This is a genomic window from Pseudomonas extremorientalis, assembly GCF_001870465.1.
GTDB lineage: Bacteria > Pseudomonadota > Gammaproteobacteria > Pseudomonadales > Pseudomonadaceae > Aquipseudomonas > Aquipseudomonas extremorientalis.
Map to the genome: position 1 here is coordinate 484445 of NZ_MDGK01000015.1, position 14763 is coordinate 499207.

The window sequence follows — 14763 nt, forward strand, 5'->3', positions numbered from 1 at the left end:
TATGATTTTGGTCTGAGCCTAGGCTCATTCGGTATATCGGGTTATAACGATACGTTGACGGCAGTGGTAGACTGCGCGCCATGAATTATCTCGCACATCTGCACCTGGGCGGCCAACTTCCTGCGCAACTGCTGGGCAGCCTCTATGGCGATTTCGTCAAAGGTCGCCTGCAGGGCCAGTTCAGCCCGCAAATCGAATCGGCGATCCAGCTGCATCGTTCCATCGACCGCTTCACCGACAGCCACCCTCTGGTGGGGGAGGCGTTGTCACGCTTCAGCCTGACCCGCAGGCGTTATGCCGGGATCGTCCTCGATGTGTTTTTCGACCACTGCCTGGCGCGGGATTGGGCGCTGTATGCCGACCAGCCACTGGAACACTTCACCTCGCAGGTGTACCGCGTGCTTGCCGCCGAACCGCAATTGCCGGGGCGACTGGCGCAGATTGCGCCGTATATGGCGGCGGATGATTGGCTGGGTTCGTATCGAGAGTTTGCAGTGATGGAGCAGGTGTTGCGGGGGATTTCGCGGCGGCTGACACAACCCGAGGAACTGGGGCATGCCATGCACGAGTTGCGAGAGTTGTACGAGCCGCTGAGTGAAGATTTCCGACGGTTCTACCCCGAGCTGCAAGCATTCGCACAGATCCAACTGACAAGGTAAAGCTGAATGTGGGAGGGGGCTTGCCCCGATAGCAATGGTTCAGTCAAAGCATGCAGTGACTGACACACCCCAATCGGGGGCAAGCCCCCTCCCACATTTGAACGGTGTTCACTTGAGTTCAGGCAGCGAATGCTGGTCGAGCATCCACATGTTCCGCTTCCGGCACCGGCCCGAACAACGCCTTCTGCACCGCCTGCTGCGCCTGATACGCCAGCGCCGCACGCTCCTGCCCGGCACAGGCAATCGGCGTGAGCACATGGATTTCCACATCGCCCTGGTCATTGGCAAACAAGCGCATCAAGTGCGAGAGCAAATCATCGTCGCCAATAAAGGGTGCCAGCGGGTCCACTTGCCCATCACGCAGGTAACGGATCGCCACGGGTTGCAGCGACACATCCGCATCGATCGCACTGGCCAGCAGGCGCCCGTGGAACGTACGCAGGCTGCGCCCGTCGGTGGTGGTGCCTTCCGGGAACATCAACAGCGGGTGCTGTTGTTCCAGGTGGCGGGTCATCTGCTTGCGGATCAACTGGCTGTCGCCCGAACCCCGGCGGATAAACAAGCTGCCAGCCTTGGCCGCCAACCAGCCAGCCACCGGCCAGGTGCGCACTTCGGCCTTGGACAGGAATGACATCGGCGCCACGGCACCGAGCAGCGGAATATCGGTCCAGGACACGTGATTGCTCACCCACAGCATCGGCTGCGTTGGCAATTCGCCGTGCACCGTCACGCGAAAGGGCAGGGCGTTGGTCAGGCGCGCCATGAAAAAACGCGACCAACGCTGGCGCCGCACCATCGAATTGGCGATCCCCAAACGCTCGAACACCCCAAACACACTGGCCATGCTCAAGCCCAGCGCCACCACCACCAGCACGCGGGCAATGCGCCCGTAAACCCGCAGGCGGCTCATCACATTGCAGCCTTGAAGTGGCGCGCGTAACGCGGGCACAGTTCATCGCGCTTGAGCAGGATGAACACATCGGCCACCTGGAAATCCTCATCCCAGCACGGCTCGCCGCAGATCTTTGCACCCAGGCGCATGTAGGCCTTGAGCAACGGCGGCATCTCCGCGATCACGTTGGAGGGCAAGTCCAGCGCCGGCAGCGGCTTTTTCGGTTCGGCGCGCAGGTGTTCGTTGCACAGGTAGCGCTCGCGCAGGCGCTGCATGATCGCGTGGGCCTGGATGCCGCCGTCGTGCATCGGAATGCTCGCGCAGCCCATCAGGTAGCTGTAGCCGCCCTGGTTAAGCACCTCAGCCAACTCGCCCCACAACACCGCGATGGTGCCGCCGTTGCGGTAAGCCGGGTCGACGCAGGTGCGGCCGATCTCCAGGATCGGGCCTTGCAGGTGCAGCAGGCCATGCAGGCTGAATTCTTCTTCGCTGTAGAACCGGCCCAGGGTGCTGGCCGCCTGATGGTCCAGCAAACGGGTGGTGGCCACCAGTCGACCGCTGTTCAAGTCCCGCACACCGATGTGGCTGCAGTGAACATCATAGTCATCCATGTCCAGGCCCAGTTCCGCGCCTTTCAGCTTGGCGTTGAACTCGCCGCTGAACACGTTGAACCGCAGGGCCTGGGCTTCCTGCAACGCCTGCGCGCCAACCAGGCGTTCGGCTTGCAGACGGCGTTCATTGCCGGTGTCGCTGATGCGGGCGATCTGAGTCATGGCGAGTCTCCGAGTGCCGGCCACGATTTCGGCCGGTCGACTTTGTTGTCCAAACTCAGGCTATGTAGGCTCGGTGTCATCTCCATGAAGTTATGGTGACGCTTGGATGACAGCGCCTTGCAAGCCGCAGGGCAGAAGACTGCGGGAACCCAAGGAAGGGTATTGGCCACCCAGTTGCCGGGTTTGAAGGCAGTTGGGCCTTCATGCTGTCAGGAGCTTCAGAAAGGCTCCGCTTTTCAGAGCGCTGACCTATGCCAAATCCCGTTGCTATGCAGTTTTTCCCGCGTCCTGAGACGACACCATCGGCCTTCCCGCCGACTTTCTTTTCAGTCCCTGCGCCTCTGGAAGGGGGTACCGGTATACGGGGTGAAGATGGTCGTACCTATGGGGAAAAGATGAGTCAAAAGCCCAATGTTTCGGGAGAGAAACTATTTGACTACAAACCTGCGGCGTCCACCGGTGGAGGGAAAGTCGGAAATATCTGGGGCGATTTCAGTCAGTGGAACAAAGCAAATTGCTCGACTGTTGCGGCGATCAAGGCGGTGATGATGCAATTTGGCAAGCGTCCTACGGACGTATTCAAATCGGTGCGTGAAACGGCTGACGGCTACCATGTCACGCTCAGAAACGGGGAATCGACGTTCTTGACGAAGGACGAATTGAAACAGGCCGCAGCTGTTGCGCAGCTTAAAGGCGAAGATCCGATGACGGTGCTGTATGCCAATTTCATGTTCGCGGTCAGCGCCAAACGGTATCAGGAATCTGGCCCGGCGAGCTTCACCGAGGCGATGCACGTGCTGAATAGCGGCGGCCGCCTTGAATATGCATTCAGGCGGCTAGGTGTTTGGGACGAGGTGGAGGGTGTGCCGCCTGAGCAGTTGGCCCAGGGCCGGATGGGCGTCTATGAATCAAACGGCCACGCCGCTTTGGTGTTTAAGGGGCGAGAGGAACGTTGGGGCAAGCGGGGAGGGCCTTCACCAACAAAGGCTATTGAAGTGGCGTATGCCTTCAAGAACAGAGCGGTGTCTTCAAACGGTCATTGGCGTTGGCTAGCCTCCCGGGTTTGATCGTTCCTTGAGTCTGCGTCCATGGTCAGAGGCCTGTTGTGTGTTGCCCTGCTGTTTGTCACTGTTGCCGCTCATGCCGAAACCTGGCCTGACAAGGACTGGACCAAGGCCACGCCGCTCGAAGGCCCCGCTGTCGATGCCCTCGATGCCTACGCGTTCCCGCCGCGTGACGATGCCACCCGCAAAGGCATCCGCACCGATGCGCTGCTGGTGATCCGCGATGGTGTGATCCTCTATGAGCGCTACGCCGCGCCCACCACCGCCAGTACCCCGCACCTGACCTGGTCGGTCAGCAAAAGCCTGATGGCCACGGTGCTCGGCGTGGCCTACGGCGAGAACCGCTTCAAACTCTCCGATCCCGCGGCGCGCTTTTACCCGCCGATGAAACAACACCCCAAGGTGACCATGGCCGACCTGCTGCACTGGGCCTCGGGCCTGGACTGGCAGGAAGACTACGAATACGCCCCGCTCAAATCCTCAGTGGTGGCGATGCTCTACACCCGTGGTCGCGGTGACATGGCCGACTTTGCCGCTGACACCGACGCGACGGCTGAGCCGGGCCAGGTGTTCCGTTATTCGAGCGGCGACACCAATATCCTGTCCGCCGCCCTCAAAGGCATGCTCGGTCACAAGGCCTATATGAGTTACCCGTGGGATGCGCTGTTCAAGCCGCTGGGTATTCACAACGCCACCTGGGAAACCGACGCCGACGAAACCTTCGTCGCCTCGTCCTACGCCTACCTCACCGCCCGCGACCTGGCACGGGTCGGCCTGCTGATGGCGCGAGACGGGCGTTGGGGCGATCAACAACTGCTGCCCAAAGACTGGGTCGCCTTCAATCGCCAGCCCTTCGACAAATACAAGTCCGGTCAGGACGAAGCCGTCCCCGGTGGTCATTGGTGGCTCAATAAAGGCGCATCAAGACCCTGGCCCGACGCCCCCGCCGACACCTTCGCCGCCCTCGGCCACTGGGGCCAGGCGTTATACGTGATGCCCGATAAACATTTAGTGATCGTGCGCTACGGCGATGACCGCGACGGCAGCTATCACCATAACGAACTGCTCAAGCGCGTGCTGGCGGCGGTGCAACCATGATTCGTCGTCGGCCGTTTACCTGCCTGTTGCTGTTGCTGTTGCTCGCGTTGCTGGGGTGGGGCTGGCACGAACGCGTCAACCTGCAAGCCTTCCCCGACATCATCGCGGCGTATACGGCCAAGGAATACTGTTCGTGCCGGTATGTGCAGAACAATCCGGCGGCGTATTGCCGGGGGTATGTGAAGCAGTACGTGCCGACCAGTGCGTTCAGCGATAACCCGGAGCGCAGTGAGGTAGCGGCGAGCGGGTTGGGGCGCACGCACACGGCGAGGTGGCTGGGCGACCGCCAGGGGTGTCGCCTGGAGCCCTGAGGTTCCACAGAGTGGAACCACCTTTGATTGTCCTCCTGCGGACTTCGCGGTTATCTGGCGATGTGCAGCAAACAAGAACGGGAACACCCGCCTGTGAGGAGAATCACCATGCGCCCACACCAGCACATCCTGGATTGGCTCAGCGACGTTGCCGGCGACTTGCGCGCCGTGCGCCACGACATTCACGCCCATCCTGAACTCGGTTTCGAAGAGAACCGCACCTCGGCCCTCGTGGCGCAGTCCCTGAGGGAATGGGGCTATGAGGTGCACACCGGCATCGGCAAGACCGGCGTGGTGGGCGTGCTGCGCAATGGCAGCAGCTCGCGCACCCTGGGCATTCGCGCTGACATGGATGCGTTGCCCATCATCGAAACTACCGGCGCGGCCTACACCAGCCAGCACGCCGGTTGCATGCACGCCTGCGGGCATGACGGCCACACCACCATGCTGCTTGGCGCCGCGCGTTACCTGGCGGCGACGCGGCAATTCGACGGCACGTTGAACCTGATTTTCCAGCCTGCCGAAGAGGGCCAGGGTGGTGCCGAAGCCATGTTGGCCGATGGTTTGCTGGAGCGCTTCCCCTGCGATGGATTGTTTGGCATGCACAACATGCCGGGGCTGCCGGCGGGGCATCTGGGGTTGCGCGTCGGGCCGATGATGGCGTCGCAGGACTTGCTCACGGTGACCCTCGAAGGCGTTGGCGGCCATGGCTCCATGCCACATCTGACGGTGGACCCGTTGGTAGCGGCGGCGAGCATGGTCATGGCGTTGCAGACGGTGGTGGCGCGCAATATCGACACTCAGGAAGCGGCCGTGGTCACGGTGGGCGCGCTGCAAGCGGGCCAGGCAGCCAATGTGATTCCCCAAGAGGCGCTGTTGCGTCTGAGCCTGCGCGCGCTCAACCCCAAGGTGCGCGAACAGATGCTGGAGCGCGTGCTCGCCATCATCCACACCCAGGCCGCCAGCTTTGGCTGCACGGCGCAGATCGAACACCGCCCGGCCTATCCGGTGCTGGTCAATCACGCCGAAGAAACCGAGTTCGCTCGCCAGGTCGGCGTCGCCTTGCTCGGCGCCGATGCGGTGGACGGCAACACCCGCACGCTGATGGGCAGCGAAGACTTCGCCTGGATGCTGCAACGCTGCCCCGGCAGCTATCTGTTCATCGGCAATGGCGTGTCGCGGCCGATGGTGCATAACCCCGCCTATGACTTCAACGACGACATCCTGCTGACGGGGGCCGCCTATTGGGGCGCGCTGGCCGAGAGCTGGCTCAAGCCTGCCTGACGACCTTCTTTTTCTGCCGCTGGACCCTTTCCCTCGATCGGTTGAATGGAGTGTTCCTCATGCAGACTGCAAAACCAGGTGTGTCCCGCACCCGCCAAGTGGTGGCGGCCGTAATCGGTAATGCGCTGGAATGGTATGACTTCATTGTCTACGGCTTTCTGGCGAGCATCATTGCCCGGCAGTTTTTTCCTTCGGATGACGAGTACGCATCGCTGTTGATGGCCTTGGCTACTTTTGGCGTGGGCTTTTTCATGCGCCCGGTGGGGGGCATCCTGCTGGGGATCTATTCCGACCGCAAAGGCCGCAAGGCCGCGATGCAGTTGATTATCCGGCTGATGACCGTGTCCATCGCATTGATCGCGTTCGCGCCCAACTACGCCGCCATGGGCATGGGCGCGCCGTTGTTGATCGTGGTGGCGCGCATGCTTCAAGGGTTTGCCACCGGCGGTGAATACGCGAGCGCAACAGCGTTTCTGGTGGAAAGCGCTCCGGCCCATCGCAAGGGCTTATATGGCTCCTGGCAATTGGTGGGGCAATGCCTGGCCGTGTTCGGCGGCGCAGCGATGGTGGCGGCGGTCACGCATTTCTTTTCGCCGCAAACCCTCGACCTGTGGGGGTGGCGCTTGCCCTTCGTGTTCGGTTTGCTGATTGGCCCGGTGGGCCTGTGGATTCGTCGGCACATGGAAGATCCAGAGGAGTTCATCGAGGCACGCAAACAGGCGAGCGGCCCGGCGCCGAGCCTGGTGCAGGTGGTGCGCGAGCACAGACGCAGCATCCTCGTCTCCATGGGCCTGGCCTGTGGTGCGACGGTGTCGTTCTATGTGGTGCTGGTGAACATGCCGACCTTCGCCCACAAAAGCCTTGGTCTGCCACTGGACCAGGTATTGATGGTGCAGATGTTTGCGGTGGCGCTGATGACCGTGGTGATTCCACTGTCCGGGCTGCTCTCGGATCGCCTGGGGCGGCGGCCGGTGTTGATGGCATTCACCCTCGCATTCTTCGTCATGGTTTATCCGCTGTACGTGTGGGTCGCCGCCGCACCGTCCATCGAGCGGCTGCTGGCGATGCAGGTGCTGCTGTGCACCGCCATCGGTGGTTTTTTCGGGCCGGCACCGACGGCATTGGCCGAGCAGTTTCCCATCGAAGTTCGCTCGACCGGTGTATCGGTCGCCTATAACGTGGCGGTCATGGTGTTCGGCGGTTTCGCACCGTTGATCGTCACGTGGCTGACCAAAGTGCTGGGCACGCCCGTCGCGCCCTCCTTCTATGTCTTGTTCGCTTGCGTGCTGACACTGCTGGGCACTTACTGCATGCATGAGGCACCGCGGGCCAAGCGACCGCTGCCGTTTTCCAAAGAGGTGAAGCCTTGAGTATTGTTGATTGGGATGCCACCGAACTGTCGCGGGCAATCCACGCGCGACAAGTGTCGTGCGTAGAGGTGATGCAGGCCTATCTGGCGCAGATTCAGCGCTTCAATCCGAGGGTGAATGCGCTGGTGTCGCTGCGCGATGCCGATGACGTGTTGGCCGAGGCGCGGGAACGTGATCGCGAGTTGGACCAGGGCCAGTCACGTGGCTGGATGCACGGCATGCCCCAGGCGATCAAGGATCTGGCGGCTACCAAAGGCTTGCGTACGACGCTGGGTTCGCCCTTGTTCGCCGAGCACGTGCCCACTGAAGACGCCATCAGCGTGGCTCGGGTGCGGGCCAGTGGCGCGATCCTCGTCGGCAAGAGCAACGTGCCGGAGTTCGGCCTGGGTTCGCAGACCTACAACACGCTGTTCGGCACCACTCTCAATGCCTACGACCCCAGCCTGGTAGCCGGCGGTAGCAGCGGCGGGGCGGCCGTGGCCCTGGCGCTGCGCATGCTGCCGGTGGCCGATGGCAGCGACATGATGGGCTCGCTGCGCAACCCGGCGGCGTTCAACAATGTGTTTGGCTTGCGTCCGTCACAAGGCCGCGTACCTCACGGGCCTATGCCTGAAGTGTTCGTGCAGCAGTTGGGCACCGAAGGCCCGATGGGCCGCAGCGTGACGGATGTAGCGCGGTTGCTGGGTATCCAGGCGGGTTATGACCCTCGGGTGCCATTGTCGTCCAAGGACGATCCGACGGTGTTCGGCCAACCTTTGCAGCGTGATTTCAAGGGCGCACGCCTGGGTTGGCTGGGGGATTACAACGGCTACCTGCCGATGGACGACGGTGTGCTGAGCCTGTGCGAATCAGCCCTCGATGATTTCATCGCGTTGGGGTGCACAGTGGAAAGCTGTCAGCCGGACTTTTCCATGGCGCGGCTGTGGCGCAGTTGGTTGGTGCATCGCCACTGGCTGGTGCACGGCAACCTCGGCGCGGCCTACGCCAACCCTCAGAAACGTGCGCTGCTCAAGCCCGAAGCGCAATGGGAAGTCGAGGGCGGCCTGAATCTGACGGCCCAGCAGGTGTACCAGGCGTCGGTCGATCGCAGCGCGTGGTATCGCGCCCTCGCCAAACTGTTCGAGCACTACGATTTCCTGCTGTTACCGACTGCCCAAGTGTTCCCTTTCGAGGCACAACAACCCTGGCCGCGCCACGTTGGCGGGCGTGAGATGGACACCTATCACCGCTGGATGGAAGTGGTAATCGGCCCGACCCTCGCAGGGCTGCCGAGCATGAGCATCCCGGTGGGCTTCAACCCCCAGGGCCTGCCCATGGGCCTGCAGATCATCGGCCCGGCCCAGGCGGATCGGGCGGTGTTGCAATTGGCCTATGCTCATGAACAGCTGACGCAATGGGGGCAGCGTCGACCGCCGACGTGCCTTGAACCGACGGGTTGAGCCACGACCGGGCCTGTATCTTGCTGTGAACAATGATCATCCATCGGCAACAGGGAGATCGAACATGGAGACAGGCACCGTACGCTCGGTCGAGCGCGCACTGGCAATCGTCGAGTTGCTGGGCGAGCACCAGGCCCTGGGGCTGGAGGAGTTGCATTACCTCACACGTCTGCCCAAGGCCACAGTGTCGCGCATGTTGCTGACGTTGCAGGAGCAGGGTTGGGTCTATCGCGGCTTGAGCGATCGTCGTTACCGCCTGCGTGCCCAACGTTTGTTCGGCGACACCCAGCAACGCTTCAAGCGCCAGGTGGTGGAAAGCGCAGCGCCTTGGCTGCTGGAGCTCAGTGAGCGCACCGGGTTGGTGGTGGATTTGTCCTGTTTTGATGGCGAGCGCCTGGAGGTCATGGAAAGCGCGATTCCCAGTGTGTTGCGCAAGCTCTACCCGAACAATTGCCAGATCGTCGGCCAGCACGCCAGCCTGTTTCATTCAGCGATGGGCAAGGCCTGCCTGACCCAATTGCCGGCCGAAGAGGTTCAACGTTTGGCGGGCCGCGACCAGGTGGCGGCGGACGAGCAGTACCAGGCCTGCGAACAAACCCAGCATCAGGGCTTCGGCCAGCGCACCGAGGGGTATTGGGAGTATCCGGTGCGCCTGCCGTTTCTGATTCGCGCCGTGGCCTTGCCAGTGCGCGCCAATGGTCGCTTGGTTGGGAGCATGGCGCTGCATTGGCCGATGCATCAGGCGCCGGTTGAGCGGGTGTTGAACCTGCACCTGGCCAGCCTGGAAGAGACGGTGCGCGAAGTGCAGCGCGCATTGGCGTAACCCTCGCGATCCGGTTAAGGTTCGTCCAGGTTTTTCGCCCCACGAGTCTGCAATGTTCAACGCTTCTGTGATCAAACCCCTGGCTTTCGCCCTGTTGGCCGCCGCTGCCGTGCCTGCCCATGCCGACTGGTACCTGGATAACGAGTCCTCGCGGCTGTCGTTCGTCACCACCAAGAACACCGAAATCGCCGAAGTGCATCGCTTCCTGGTGTTGCATGGCAAGGTCGACAGCAAGGGCGCGGCGCAGCTTGAGGTGGAGCTGGAGTCCGTCAACAGCGGCATCCCGCTGCGCGACGAGCGCATGCGCAATCAGCTGTTCGAGATCAAGACGTTCCCCGAGGCGCTGATCAACGCGCAAATCAACCTGCAACCCATCAACGACCTGGCCCCCGGCGCGCAGCTTGAATTGCGCCTGCCGTTATCCGTGACGCTGCACGGCAAGACCCAGACCTACAGCGCCGAGCTGCTGGCCACGCGCCTGGATGACCGGCGTTTCCAGGTGGTCACCCTGGAGCCGCTGGTGGTGCATGCCGAGGACTTCGACCTGGCGCCGGGTGTGGCCGCACTGCGCAAGGCGGCGGGGCTCAAGTCGATCAGTCTGTCGGTGCCGGTGGGTGCGGTGCTGATCTTTACGGCGCGCTGACGTGAGTGGCGCGGTGTTCCCGTGGCGCAGCGCCAACCGTTTCGAGTTGTTGATCGACGGGCCGAGTTTTTTCCCGCAGATGCTGGTGGGTATCGCCCGCGCCGAGCGGCAAGTCGAGCTGGAGTTGTACCTGGTGGAAGCCGGCGCCTGCGCCGAAGCCATGGTGCAGGCGCTGGTGCTGGCCGCCGAACGCGGTGTGCAGGTGCGCTGCCTGTTCGATGATTACGGCAGCCTGGCGTTTACCCTCGGGCTGCGCAGGCGCTTGACCGATGCCGGTGTGGAACTGCGCTTCTACAATCGCCTGCGCTGGCGCCGCTGGATGCGCAACCTGTACCGCGACCATCGCAAACTGCTGTTGATCGACCAGGACATCGCCTTTGTCGGCGGCACCGGCGTGACCGATGAATTCTGGACGCCGGGCAACGACAGTGCCGACTGGCACGAAGTGATGGTGCAAATCAGCGGCCCCCTGGTGCTCGACTGGCAAGCCCTGTTCGACCGCCAATGGCACGCCAACAACGCGCGCCGCGCCTGGAAACCCGCCACCCATTTCGGCTTGCCACGCTTGCCCAGGATGCCCGCCACCGGACCGGGTCTGGGGCGTGTGGCCTATGCCGATGCCCGCCAACACCGGGACATTTTGCAATCGTTGATCCGTGCCTTGAACAGCAGCAAGACGCGTATCTGGTTGGCGACTCCGTACTTCCTGCCGACCTGGGGCGTGCGTCGTGCTCTGCGCCGGGCGGCGGGGCGGGGTGTGGAAGTGCGTTTGCTGCTCACCGGCCCGCGTACCGATCACCCGTCCGTGCGCTATGCCGGGCATCGTTACTACCCACGTTTACTGCGTTCGGGCGTGCAGATTTTTGAGTATCAGCCGTGTTTCCTGCACCTGAAGATGGTGCTGGTGGATGACTGGGTCAGTGTGGGCTCGTGCAACTTCGACCACTGGAACCTGCGCTTCAACCTGGATGCCAACCTGGAGGCGTTGGACCCTGAATTGACGCGGGCGGTGGCGGGCAGTTTCGAGCGGGATTTTGCCCAGAGCCAGGCGGTGAGCCTGGAGGCGTGGAAGTCGCGGCCGTTGTGGCGGCGGGTGAAGCAGCGGGTGTGGGGGTGGATTGATCGGTTGGTGGTGAACCTTCTGGATAGACGCGGCTAGCCAGTTCACTGGGAGGCAAATGTGGGAGGGGGCTCGCCCCCGATTGCAGGGTGTCAGTCACTGAAAATATTGACTGAACCACCGCTATCGGGGGCAAGCCCCCTCCCACATGTTTACAGCAGTTCGAAGGTTTGCTGTTGTACGTCCTGGGAATCCAACCCGATCTGCACATTGAACTCGCCTGGCTCGGCCGCGTACTTGAGCTGGGTGTTGTAGAACTTCAAGTCTTCCTCGGTGATGGTGAAGTGCAAGGTGCGCTCTTCGCCCGCCTTGAGCATGACCTTCTGGAAGTTCTTCAGCTCCTTGATCGGGCGGATCATCGAACCGGCCACGTCCTGGATATACAGCTGCACCACGGTTTCGCCATCGACCTTGCCGGTGTTCTTCACCGTCACGCTGGCGTCGAGCTTGCCGGTCTTGTTCAGGGTGGTGGACGACAGCGCCATGTCCGACAGGCCGAATGTGGTGTAGCTCAAGCCATACCCAAACGGGAACAGCGGCCCGGTGGTGTCATCGAAGTACTGCGAAGTGTAGTTGCCCGGTTTGCCTGGGGTGAATGGTCGGCCGATGGTCAGGTGGTTGTAGTAGGTCGGAATCTGCCCCACCGAACGCGGGAAGGTGATCGGCAGCTTGCCCGACGGGTTGTAGTCGCCGAACAGCACGTCGGCGATGGCGTTGCCGCCTTCGGTGCCGGCGAACCAGGTTTCCAGGATGGCGTCGGCCTGTTGGTTCTCTTCCAGAATCGACAGCGGGCGACCGTTCATCAGCACCAGGACCAGCGGCTTGCCGGTGGCTTTGAGGGCTTTGATCAGGTCGCGCTGGCTTTGCGGGATGTTCAGGTCGGTGCGGCTGGAGGATTCGTGGGACATGCCACGGGACTCGCCCACGGCGGCCACCACCACATCGGCATCCTTGGCAGCCTTGACCGCTTCGTCAATCATCACTTGGGCTGGTCGGGTGTCATCGACCACTTCCGGCGCATCGAAGTTGAGGAAGTTCAGGTAGTCGACCACTGCCTTGTCGTTGGTGATGTTGGCGCCACGGGCATAGATGATCTTGCCTTTTTCGCCGATCACCGCGTTCATGCCGTCGAGCAGGGTCACCGATTGCTCGGGTTTGCCGGCGGCGGCCCAGCTGCCCATCATGTCGATCGGCGCCTTGGCCAACGGACCGACCAGGGCGATGGTCGCGGATTTTTTCAGCGGCAGGGTGTTGTCCCGGTTTTTCAGCAACACCAGGCTACGGCGCGCGATGTCGCGGGCCTCGCTGCGGTGCAGGCGGCTTTCGGCGTAGGTGTCGGCCGGGTCATCCTCGGCCTTGCCGATGCGCAGGTACGGGTCCTTGAACAGGCCCATGTCGTACTTGGCGCCGAGCACTTCGCGCACGGCGTTGTCGATGTCACTTTGTTCGATCTCGCCGGACTTGAGCAGGCCGGGCAGTTCCTTGCCGTACAGCGTGTCGTTCATGCTCATGTCGATGCCGGCCTTGATCGCCAGTTTCGCGGCTTCACGCCCATCCTTGGCCACGCCGTGCTTGATCAGTTCGAAGATCGCGCCATGGTCGCTCACGGCCAGGCCCTTGAAGCCCCAGTCCTTGCGCAGCAGGTCGTTCATCAGCCAGGTATTGGCGGTGGCGGGCACGCCGTTGATCGAGTTCAGCGCCACCATTACGCCGCCGGAACCGGCCTTGATCGCCGCGTGGTACGGCGGCAGGTAGTCCTGGTACATCTTGACCGGGCTCATGTCGACCACGTTGTAGTCGCGGCCGCCTTCCACTGCGCCATACAGGGCGAAGTGTTTGACGCTGGCCATGATGCTGTCGGCATTCGCGGGGCTGACGCCCTGAAAGGCCTTGACCATCACTTCGGCAATGCGCGAGACCAGGTAGGTGTCTTCACCGAAACCTTCGGAGGTACGCCCCCAGCGCGGGTCGCGGGAGATGTCGACCATCGGCGCGAAGGTGATGTCGAGGCTGTCGGCGGCGGCTTCCTGGGCGGCGATGCGCCCGGAGCGGCCGATGGCGTCCATGTCCCAGCTGGAGGCCAGGGCCAGGCTGATCGGGAAGATGGTGCGGTGGCCGTGGATCACGTCGTAGGCGAAAAACATCGGGATCTTCAAGCGGCTGCGCATGGCCGCGTCCTGCATCGGACGGTTTTCCGGGCGAGTGATGGAGTTGAACGTGCCACCGATGCGGCCGGCGGCGATTTCCTTGCGGATCAGCTCGCGGGGCATTTCGGGGCCGATGCTGATCAGGCGCAATTGGCCGATCTTTTCATCGAGGGTCATCTGCTTGAGCAGGTCGCTGACGAAGGCGTCCTTGTCCTTGAGCGCAGCAGGCTTTGTTTCTGCCCAGGCGGGGTGGGTGGCCAGCGTGGCAACAAGGCCGAGCAAACACAGCTTCTTCATGAATATCCTTTTTCGGCTCACTGCACAGCGAAAATGCGCTGTTCTGCCAAAATGTGGTGAACGTAATGTTGTTGTTCGAGTGTTATACCGACAAATGCCGCACACTTCGGAACTCTTATTAGCGGTGGGCATCTTTTTAGCTGATTGATTCGATGCAATCCAGTCGTGGCAGCGGATTATGCCTTACCGGTGCCCAATTCCATCAAGGTTCGCCAGGAGAAACACCATGCAAGCAGCACAAGGTTACCGCTGGGGCTTGAAAGCCGCGGTTTTGCTATTGATCGGTACGGTGCTCAGCGGTTGCGGCATCAACAACATCCCGACCCTGGACGAACAGGCCAAGGCCGCCTGGGGCCAGGTGCAGAACCAGTACCAACGCCGCGCCGACCTGATCCCCAACCTGGTGGAAGTGGTCAAGGGCTATGCCGCCCATGAGCAGGACACCCTCACCGCCGTGATCGAAGCGCGGGCCAAGGCCACCTCGATCCAGGTGGATGCCAGCACCCTCGACAACCCGGAAAAACTCAAGCAGTTCCAGCAAGCCCAGGACGGCTTGAGCGGCGCGCTCAGTCGTTTGATGGTGGTGTCCGAGCGCTACCCGGACCTTAAGGCCAACCAGAACTTCCTGGCCCTGCAATCCCAGCTTGAAGGCACCGAAAACCGTATCGCCGTGGCCCGTCGCGATTTCATCCAGGCGGTGCAGGCCTACAACACCGAGATCCGCACCTTCCCTGGCCGCCTGTGGCACAGCGTGATGTACAGCGACTTGCCGGTCCGCGCCACGTTTGAAGCCACCAGTGCCGATGCCGATAAAGCGCCGCAAGTGAAGTTCAAATAAGGCTG

At 62.1% G+C, this 14763-nt stretch carries 14 protein-coding genes; 11 read left to right on the forward strand and 3 right to left on the reverse strand.

Annotation, left to right across the window (positions count from 1 at the left end; all coding sequences use genetic code 11):
• Window positions 1–80 precede the first annotated feature (80 nt).
• Complete coding sequence (locus tag BFN10_RS05965; RefSeq protein WP_071488881.1) at window positions 81–659, forward strand: acyl carrier protein phosphodiesterase; 579 nt, start codon at window positions 81–83, stop codon at window positions 657–659.
• Between the two features lie 118 nt (window positions 660–777).
• Here BFN10_RS05965 and BFN10_RS05970 read toward each other — a convergent pair whose 3' ends face one another.
• Together BFN10_RS05970 and olsB are read right to left on the reverse strand one after the other, a co-directional pair.
• On the reverse strand, window positions 778–1569 hold the full coding sequence (locus BFN10_RS05970) for a lysophospholipid acyltransferase family protein (RefSeq protein WP_071488882.1): 792 nt from the start codon (window positions 1567–1569) through the stop codon (window positions 778–780).
• Window positions 1569–2324, reverse strand: a complete 756-nt coding sequence (olsB, locus tag BFN10_RS05975) for an L-ornithine N(alpha)-acyltransferase (RefSeq protein ID WP_003172415.1) — start codon at window positions 2322–2324, stop codon at window positions 1569–1571. The genes BFN10_RS05970 and olsB overlap by 1 nt, the downstream gene beginning before the upstream one ends.
• A gap of 395 nt (window positions 2325–2719) precedes the next feature.
• On the opposite strand from olsB, the gene BFN10_RS05980 reads away from it, so the two are divergent.
• The 9 genes from BFN10_RS05980 to BFN10_RS06020 all read left to right on the forward strand — a co-directional run bounded on the left by BFN10_RS05980 (window position 2720) and on the right by BFN10_RS06020 (window position 11515).
• Window positions 2720–3391 carry a hypothetical protein gene (locus BFN10_RS05980; RefSeq protein ID WP_071488883.1) on the forward strand — a complete coding sequence of 224 codons (672 nt, stop codon included), beginning with the start codon at window positions 2720–2722 and terminating at the stop codon, window positions 3389–3391.
• 21 nt (window positions 3392–3412) lie between these two features.
• Window positions 3413–4486, forward strand: a complete 1074-nt coding sequence (locus tag BFN10_RS05985; RefSeq protein ID WP_071488884.1) for a serine hydrolase domain-containing protein — start codon at window positions 3413–3415, stop codon at window positions 4484–4486.
• Window positions 4483–4797 carry an amidase gene (locus BFN10_RS05990; RefSeq protein WP_071488885.1) on the forward strand — a complete coding sequence of 105 codons (315 nt, stop codon included), beginning with the start codon at window positions 4483–4485 and terminating at the stop codon, window positions 4795–4797. Before BFN10_RS05985 ends, BFN10_RS05990 begins: the two co-directional genes overlap by 4 nt.
• Window positions 4798–4905: 108 nt before the next feature.
• Window positions 4906–6081: a M20 aminoacylase family protein gene (locus BFN10_RS05995; RefSeq protein ID WP_071488886.1), complete on the forward strand. Its 1176-nt coding sequence runs from the start codon at window positions 4906–4908 to the stop codon at window positions 6079–6081.
• A gap of 59 nt (window positions 6082–6140) precedes the next feature.
• Window positions 6141–7451: a citrate-proton symporter gene (locus BFN10_RS06000; RefSeq protein WP_071488887.1), complete on the forward strand. Its 1311-nt coding sequence runs from the start codon at window positions 6141–6143 to the stop codon at window positions 7449–7451.
• Window positions 7448–8890 carry an amidase gene (locus BFN10_RS06005; protein ID WP_071488888.1) on the forward strand — a complete coding sequence of 481 codons (1443 nt, stop codon included), beginning with the start codon at window positions 7448–7450 and terminating at the stop codon, window positions 8888–8890. The genes BFN10_RS06000 and BFN10_RS06005 overlap by 4 nt, the downstream gene beginning before the upstream one ends.
• Before the next feature lie 64 nt (window positions 8891–8954).
• Window positions 8955–9713 (forward strand): IclR family transcriptional regulator, encoded by a 759-nt coding sequence (locus tag BFN10_RS06010; protein ID WP_033902706.1) that lies wholly within the window; start codon window positions 8955–8957, stop codon window positions 9711–9713.
• 52 nt (window positions 9714–9765) lie between these two features.
• The gene (locus BFN10_RS06015; RefSeq protein ID WP_071488889.1) at window positions 9766–10356 is read left to right on the forward strand and encodes a YceI family protein; all 591 of its coding nucleotides are present in this window, start codon (window positions 9766–9768) and stop codon (window positions 10354–10356) included.
• Between the two features lies 1 nt (window position 10357).
• Window positions 10358–11515: a phospholipase D-like domain-containing protein gene (locus BFN10_RS06020; RefSeq protein WP_071488890.1), complete on the forward strand. Its 1158-nt coding sequence runs from the start codon at window positions 10358–10360 to the stop codon at window positions 11513–11515.
• Between the two features lie 113 nt (window positions 11516–11628).
• Here the strand turns inward: BFN10_RS06020 and bglX are convergent, their stop codons facing one another.
• A complete protein-coding gene (bglX, locus tag BFN10_RS06025; RefSeq protein WP_071488891.1) occupies window positions 11629–13920 on the reverse strand; it encodes a beta-glucosidase BglX in 2292 nt (763 codons plus the stop codon).
• A gap of 226 nt (window positions 13921–14146) precedes the next feature.
• Here bglX and BFN10_RS06030 point away from each other — a divergent pair, with 226 nt between their 5' ends.
• Complete coding sequence (locus BFN10_RS06030) at window positions 14147–14758, forward strand: LemA family protein (RefSeq protein ID WP_058425190.1); 612 nt, start codon at window positions 14147–14149, stop codon at window positions 14756–14758.
• The last annotated feature ends 5 nt before the right edge of the window (window positions 14759–14763 follow it).

Bases quoted from the DNA above. Each gene is read 5' to 3' on its own strand.
- BFN10_RS06010 (WP_033902706.1), top strand. From the start codon at position 8,955: ATGGAGACAGGCACCGTACGCTCGGTCGAGCGCGCACTGGCAATCGTC.
- BFN10_RS06000 (WP_071488887.1), top strand. From the start codon at position 6,141: ATGCAGACTGCAAAACCAGGTGTGTCCCGCACCCGCCAAGTGGTGGCG.
- BFN10_RS06015 (WP_071488889.1), top strand. From the start codon at position 9,766: ATGTTCAACGCTTCTGTGATCAAACCCCTGGCTTTCGCCCTGTTGGCC.
- BFN10_RS05980 (WP_071488883.1), top strand. From the start codon at position 2,720: ATGAGTCAAAAGCCCAATGTTTCGGGAGAGAAACTATTTGACTACAAA.
- bglX (WP_071488891.1), bottom strand. From the start codon at position 13,920: ATGAAGAAGCTGTGTTTGCTCGGCCTTGTTGCCACGCTGGCCACCCAC.
- BFN10_RS05990 (WP_071488885.1), top strand. From the start codon at position 4,483: ATGATTCGTCGTCGGCCGTTTACCTGCCTGTTGCTGTTGCTGTTGCTC.
- BFN10_RS05970 (WP_071488882.1), bottom strand. From the start codon at position 1,569: ATGAGCCGCCTGCGGGTTTACGGGCGCATTGCCCGCGTGCTGGTGGTG.
- olsB (WP_003172415.1), bottom strand. From the start codon at position 2,324: ATGACTCAGATCGCCCGCATCAGCGACACCGGCAATGAACGCCGTCTG.
- BFN10_RS05995 (WP_071488886.1), top strand. From the start codon at position 4,906: ATGCGCCCACACCAGCACATCCTGGATTGGCTCAGCGACGTTGCCGGC.
- BFN10_RS05985 (WP_071488884.1), top strand. From the start codon at position 3,413: ATGGTCAGAGGCCTGTTGTGTGTTGCCCTGCTGTTTGTCACTGTTGCC.
- BFN10_RS06030 (WP_058425190.1), top strand. From the start codon at position 14,147: ATGCAAGCAGCACAAGGTTACCGCTGGGGCTTGAAAGCCGCGGTTTTG.
- BFN10_RS05965 (WP_071488881.1), top strand. From the start codon at position 81: ATGAATTATCTCGCACATCTGCACCTGGGCGGCCAACTTCCTGCGCAA.